The organism is Methanothrix sp. (assembly GCA_029907715.1).
Classification (GTDB): domain Archaea; phylum Halobacteriota; class Methanosarcinia; order Methanotrichales; family Methanotrichaceae; genus Methanothrix_B.
Genome location: JARYLI010000030.1, coordinates 1 through 6742 on the forward strand (window position 1 = coordinate 1; position 6742 = coordinate 6742).

A 6742-nucleotide genomic window follows, 5' to 3' on the forward strand; every position below is an offset into this window, starting at 1 on the left:
CGTATAACATTATGACGAAGATTCTTGAAAGAATAAGAGAGAATATATGAATATAAAGCTACTTATCCAACACAGCAATAACTGCTAAAGTCTTCTGGATGTTGTTATACACTCTGTAAAGGATATCTCTTTTCTCAACCAGCCTGTAGGAGACTGAACTAAGATTTATATCTGAAAATTGTTTTAAACCATTGAGCAGATAATGTATTCTCGTATACGTAGGAGATACATTCTCACCAAGATCTTCCAGAATGATCCCATTAACAACTGCAAACAACTTAGTCATGAACCGAATCGATAACCTCCATTATTGCTGCTTCTCTTTTATGTAAAGGAAAATTCTCTTTTATTCTTTTTCTTGCTTGGTATTCTTTATTAGACTTGAGTGCTTTTCTTATACCCTTAGCCGTTGCCTTTTCATCGCCATATGGAACATAGAAACCTGTATCCCCCACAACCTCAGGAAGCGCCCCTCGATCTGTGACCACAGGAACACATCCGCATGCCATCGCCTCTGCAAGAGCCATACCAAACGACTCGACATAGGAGAGCTGACAGTACACCTTTGCTCTTTGATAGTATTCCACGAGCTCATCCCGTGAAACACGTCCTAAGATCTTCACGTTCTCAGGGCTTTTTGATCTCAGAATATTTAATACATCTCCACGAACTCCAATTATCAAAAATTTAACATTCGGAAGCAAATATGCAGCCTCAACAAAGGTATCCAATCCCTTCAGCTTGATGACATTTGTTGAACCTGAGGCGACTGTAAGTACCAGATCATCTTTTTCTCCCTTCGGATGGAACTTCTCTGTATCTACGCCGTTGTAGACGACCTCCAAACGTCTTGGTTTCGTCCTTTTGAGGACTTCCTCTCTGGTGAATTGCGAAACCGCCAGAACCGCATCAGCATTCTCCAATGCCAGATCTGTGTATTTCCGTTTAATCCATCCCTGCGTATACTGACCATATCCAATATCAGGAAGGAATGCAACATCGTAGCCACCCGCCACCACCACAGACCTTTTCCCAAATATCCTGGAAAGCATTACACTCAGAAAAGAATGGCCAGCGGCAAACCAGCTGAATACAATATCAGAGCGCGATATGGAAGACGCCATCTCAAAGATATCGCCCGGCTTACTGTACTGCACCCTCTCCACATCGAAATGCCTGGAGAGGATCTCATAATCCTGCTCGACAAATGATGAATAATCGTAATATACGAATGCTACTCTCATAGATGACGCCTTTTAGATCACGAATAGCTGTCAGATGCCTGCCTTCATCCCCACACCCTCTCGTACACCTCTTCCACCAGCTCCGTATTCTCCTCCCAGAACCTGTAGTCGCTCTCTTTCATTTTCTCAGGCTCCCTCTCCATGCTCTCCTCCACTGCTCTTCTCAGCTCTGTGCTCCTCACAACCCACAGGTTCTTCCTCCTCTCCTCCAGGGTGATTCCGGAGGCGACAACCTGCCTGCCCAGGTTCAGGTACTCGTTCAGCTTCCATATGCTCTTGTCTGTGGAGTACGGCGTAAGCGCGTTCTCCCTTCTCGGGATTATGCAGATTCTGGCTCTTCTGACAAGCGCTGCGACCCTGCTGTGAGGCTGCCAGCCGAGCGCTTTAACATTTTCTGTTTTTCTCCGGAGATACCACCACGCGAACGGCCCGCCTCCAACGATCCAGAACTCCTGATCCGGGAGATCCCGCGCGACTCTTAAAAGAGAATCGATGCCCTCCTGCTCGCACACTCTCCCGACGAAGATCACCACGTTCTCCGGCTCGATATCGTCTCCAGGCTCTGCGAAGCTCCTCTGCGGGTAATTTGGAATCACGCGAATCTCCTTCCCTGGAGCATACGACATCGCCTTCTCCTTCAAGGGGGTGTTCACAGTGGTTATCACATCAGCCGCCTCAGCCAGCTGCCGCTCGAAGCGCTCGCATGCACTCTTTGCGATGGAGCCGAAGCGCAGCTGCGTCTCCACGCCCCATGGAGATCTGTAATCGTATATCAGGCGTCTGTATCCCGATCCTCTAAGAGAGGGAATCCAGTGGTAAATCACATCAGGAACGTTGAAGAGATGAACGATATCAGGCCTCTCCTTAAGAACGATCCCTCTGGCCTTCCTTGCGATGGAGATCCAGTTGACTGTATCAAACCTCGGCACGATCGTCTCGTACCCCAGCTCCTTCAGCGTCGCCTCAAAGAGCCTGAGCCTCGTCGTCTTCTCCGGCTGGTTCGCGAGAAGCAGCACCTTCATCTGCACCCATCTCCAACATCGAGCAACTTTGGTTGCGCTTCATCCTCCATCATCAATCTTCTGCAGCCCTCCTCAGAACGCTCTCGTACCTGGCTGCCAGAGCGCGCCAGTCATACCTCTCAGCGATCTCCCTGTATCTTCTCTGATCCTGCGGGCTCTCCAGGATACGCTTCACCTGCGATATGAAGCTATCCCTGTCATCATAGTAGTACAGGCTGTCCCCGAGAAGCCGCTCGAGCGAGAGCATTCTTGTGGTGAGAACAGGCCTGCCGCATGCGAGGTAGTTGAAGATCTTCCCTCCAGCAGCATACTCGTTCTTCTTCATCATTCTCAGGGGGTTGAGGCCTATGTCCATCGCAGATATGTACCTGCCGAGCTCCGCGTACGGCACAGCTCCCGTGAAGATCACCCTCTCTCCAACGCCGAGCCGCTCGGCCATATCCTTTATGCGCTCGCCGTAATCCGTGAACAGGCTCGGGCCCACAACGAGGAGTGTGACATCGAGATCTGGCAGAGCGCTCACAACGGTCTCGAGATCGACCCAGTACTCCAGCGATCCGACGTAACCGATCACATCCCCCTCAAGACCGAGAGCGCTCTTTGCCTCTCCAGCATCAATAGGTTTCAGAAGGCTCGTGTCCACGCCGTTCGGAATGATCTCCACATCACGAACGCCGATGTTTCTGAGGTACTCTTTGAGCTCCTGGGTCACGGTTATCACAGCCCTGGCGTGCCTGAGGTTGTATCTGGTGATAGCCCTGACCCCGAGCTTTACAGCCCTGCCGAAGAGCGAGCCCGGGTAGTATATGGATGCGGATTCCTCCAGATGATCGAGATAGTCGAAGACCACGGGCGTATCTGTGAGGTTCGCCATGAATGAGGGGAGGATGTTCGCTGATAGAATCACATCAGAGTCCCTGGCAGCATCGCGGATCACGCGGAGATGGGATAAAGCGCTTGTTATGTAGTAAAGGGAGGGGTCCTCAGCCCTGGAGGATCCTGCCCTCAAAAGAGAGCATCTCGTCCATCTCGGGCTGTTATCTCTGAACTTCGAGAGCTCGAAGTGCAAAACCTGCACCTCATGCCTCTCCGCGATTATATCGAATATGAAGTTCAACCTGTTCGGAAACGGATGTCTTATCCAGTCAGTTGTCGGTATGACCAGTATCTTCATTGGCGATCGGAGGAGAATCACCAAAATATATAAACTAGCTGCATATCTGGTCTCTGTTCAGGGCGTGAGAATCTGAAGGCTGTCATACTTGCTGCCGGAGAGGGGCACAGGTGCAGGCCCCTGACCCAGACCAGGCCGAAGGTCATGCTGCCACTGGCGAACATGCCGTTCATGGAGCATGTCGTCCGAGCCCTTGTGGACAACGGGATAGATGAGATCGTGGCTGTCGTCGGGTATCAGAAGGAGCGGGTGATGGACTACTTCGAGGATGGCGTGAAGTTCGGCGCCCGCATAACATACGTCTTCCAGGAGGAGCGTCTTGGCACAGCACACGCGCTCCGCAGGGCCCAGGAGCACATCGATGATCAGTTTCTGGTCGTGAATGGCGACAACATCCTGGACAGCAGGGCGGTAAGGGATCTTTTAAGCGCGGATGGCGATTACGTCATCCTCGGCGCGCTCAGGGAGCATGCGGGGGATTACGGGGTTCTTGTTGTAGATGGAGATGCGGTAAAGCAGATACACGAGAAGCCGGGGAGGGCCTGCGCGGGGATCGTGAACACTGGCGCGTACAAGATGATGCCCGATATCTTCGAGGAGATACCGAAGACGCCCATATCAGAGCGCGGGGGTTATGAGATCACCCGGACACTGAGCCAGATGATTGAGAGGGGTGTGAGGATCAGGGCTGTCGTCACGAAGGGCATCTGGGGAGATGCGGTCTTCGCCTGGGATCTGCTAGCTGCAAACAGCATCGCAGCTGGCCTGACAAAAACAGAGGTCCAGGGTGAGATCGAGGATGGCGTGGTAATCCGTGGGCAGGTCTCGCTCGGAAGGGGCAGCCTGATCAGATCCGGCTCATACATAATAGGGCCTGTTCTCATAGGAGAGGGATGCGACATAGGCCCGAATGTCACGATCCTCCCCTCAACGACCATCGGGGACTCGGTACGTGTGGGTTCGTTCACAGAGATCAGGAACAGCATCCTGATGAGAGGCTCAAGGATAGGATCGATGTCTGTTATATCAGACTCTGTGATCGGAGAGGACTGCTGCCTTGGAGATATGTGTTTGATAGAAGCAGGCAGCTCACTGGCAGAGGTGGAGGGGGAGTTCTACAGAGCGGAGTTTGGTGCAGTGCTCGGCGATTCTGTGGTGGCGGGAAGCAGAGTTCTCATGCTTCCATGCAGCATTGTGGGATCATCTGCTAAAATCGGAGCCGGTGTTACGATCCGGGGCAGTGTGGAGCGGGGGAGTCGGGTGGTTTAGATGTGCGGGATAGTGGCCTACATAGGCACCGAGAAGGCTGGCCCCATACTCTTCGATACGCTCAAGAGGCTCGAGTACAGGGGCTACGACTCCGCAGGGATAGCTGTATCATCGAACGGCAGCATGGAGGTTTTGAAGGCTGCGGGGAGGATCTCAGATCTCGAGATCGTCTACAGATCCATGGGGGAGCCCGGCGGCTCAATGGGGATAGGACATACCAGATGGGCCACGCATGGGAGGCCCAGCGACGAGAACGCGCATCCGCACACCTCTGGAAGCATAGCGGTTGTGCACAACGGGATAATCGAGAACTATCTCGAGCTCAGGGAGCAGCTCAGGGACAGGGGGTATGTCTTCGCATCGGAGACCGACAGCGAGGTTCTGGCGCACCTCATCAATTACTACTACAATGGGGAGACAAACGGGGAGCTTGCAGCATCGGTCTCGAGAGCCCTGAAGGATGTCAGAGGATCCTACGCAATAGTTGTCATGGCCTCTGGTATTCCGTACCTCGTATGCGCGAGAAAGGACAGCCCGCTGGTGATAGGGATCGGCGGATCCTCGAACTACATCGCCTCTGATGTCCCTGCGTTACTGCCGTACACGCGCGACGTAATAAGGCTCAGGGATGGGGAGATAGCGGTAGTTCACAGGGATAAGATCGAGATAATGGATATCTCGGGAGCGGTGCGTGAGCCAGCGGTTGAGCGCATCACATGGGACGCGGATGCTGCGGAGCGCGGCGGCTACCCTCACTTCATGCTCAAGGAGATCCACGAGCAGCCAAGGGCGGTTCAGGAGACGCTCGCAGGCAGGATCTCTGAGATGGAGGGCGACGTCAGGCTCGACCTGGGGCTCAACCAGTGGGAGATACAGACCCTGCAGAGGGTATCGATACTTGCGTGCGGCACATCATACCACGCAGGCCTTCTGGCACGCTACTTCTTCCCTCGCACTGCTGGCCTGCCCGTCGATGTTGAGGTCGCGTCTGAGTTCCAGCACATGCAGCTCCGCCCCGGAACGCTCCTGGTGGCGATATCGCAGTCCGGGGAGACCGCGGACACGCTCATGGCGCTCAAGAAGGCGAAGACATGTGGCGTCAAGAGCCTGGCGATAACCAATGTAGTCGGGAGCTCGATAACAGAGATCGTCGATGCCACGATATACACAAGATGCGGCCCTGAGATCGGGGTAGCGGCCACGAAGACGTTTGTCGGGCAGCTCGTTGCGCTGTTTCTTCTTGGGATCAGGCTTGGCCGGGCCAGAAACCACCTGCTTCCGGAGCAGGGCAGGAGACTGCTCGGAGAGCTCTCGCGCCTGCCAGGGCTCATACAGGCCGTTCTTGAGAGGAGGGATCAGATAAGAGAGATAGCTCAGAGGTTCTCTGGCGCGGACATATACTTCTTCATAGGCAGGGATATCCTCTATCCGATAGCTCTTGAGGGTGCTCTGAAGATGAAGGAGATCGCGTATATACCAGCGGAGGGATACCCTGCGGGCGAGCTGAAGCACGGGCCTCTTGCACTGATCACCGAAGGCACCCCTGTCGTCGCGTTCGCGACCTGCGGGGAGAAGATATACTCCAACATGAAGGAGGTCAGGGCACGCGGCGGGGAGGTGATAGCGTTCGCTGGCGAGGGCGACAGGGAGGCAGCAGAGATCACCGATACCGTCGTTGAACTCCCCCATACGCTGCCGGTATTCTCCGCGGTCCTCTGCACCGTGGGGGCACAGCTCCTCGCGTATTACACCGCACAGATCCTTGGAAGGGATATCGACAAGCCCAGAAACCTGGCGAAGAGCGTCACTGTGGAGTGAAAAGCAGCCGGCTCAGCCTGAACCGCCAGCGTATGCAGGGTTGGAGTATGCTCCCAGCACCTGAATCCTCCAGTCATTTTATTACCAGGGTGTGTCTAATATGCTAATATTAGAATATGCTGTATTCCAAAGTTAAATTCAGATAAATTTTAATATACCATAAAACAAGCAAATAACATGCTTAAGAGATGGGATACAAGATTATACGATATTAA

At 53.5% G+C, this 6742-nt stretch carries 5 protein-coding genes; 2 read left to right on the forward strand and 3 right to left on the reverse strand.

The window, feature by feature from the left end:
- Nucleotides 1–278: 278 nt before the first annotated feature.
- From QHG98_09590 to QHG98_09600, 3 genes are read right to left on the reverse strand one after another with little or no spacing between them, the layout of a single operon-like run.
- Nucleotides 279–1244 (reverse strand): glycosyltransferase family 4 protein, encoded by a 966-nt coding sequence (locus QHG98_09590; protein MDH7597967.1) that lies wholly within the window; start codon nucleotides 1242–1244, stop codon nucleotides 279–281.
- Between the two features lie 44 nt (nucleotides 1245–1288).
- Nucleotides 1289–2266, reverse strand: a complete 978-nt coding sequence (locus QHG98_09595) for a glycosyltransferase (GenBank protein ID MDH7597968.1) — start codon at nucleotides 2264–2266, stop codon at nucleotides 1289–1291.
- 52 nt (nucleotides 2267–2318) lie between these two features.
- Nucleotides 2319–3440 (reverse strand): glycosyltransferase, encoded by a 1122-nt coding sequence (locus tag QHG98_09600; GenBank protein ID MDH7597969.1) that lies wholly within the window; start codon nucleotides 3438–3440, stop codon nucleotides 2319–2321.
- Between the two features lie 84 nt (nucleotides 3441–3524).
- On the opposite strand from QHG98_09600, the gene QHG98_09605 reads away from it, so the two are divergent.
- Entirely contained in the window at nucleotides 3525–4709 is a 1185-nt protein-coding gene (locus QHG98_09605; protein MDH7597970.1) for a sugar phosphate nucleotidyltransferase, read from the forward strand.
- Nucleotides 4710–6527 carry a glutamine--fructose-6-phosphate transaminase (isomerizing) gene (gene glmS / locus QHG98_09610; protein ID MDH7597971.1) on the forward strand — a complete coding sequence of 606 codons (1818 nt, stop codon included), beginning with the start codon at nucleotides 4710–4712 and terminating at the stop codon, nucleotides 6525–6527.
- Nucleotides 6528–6742: the final 215 nt, after the last annotated feature.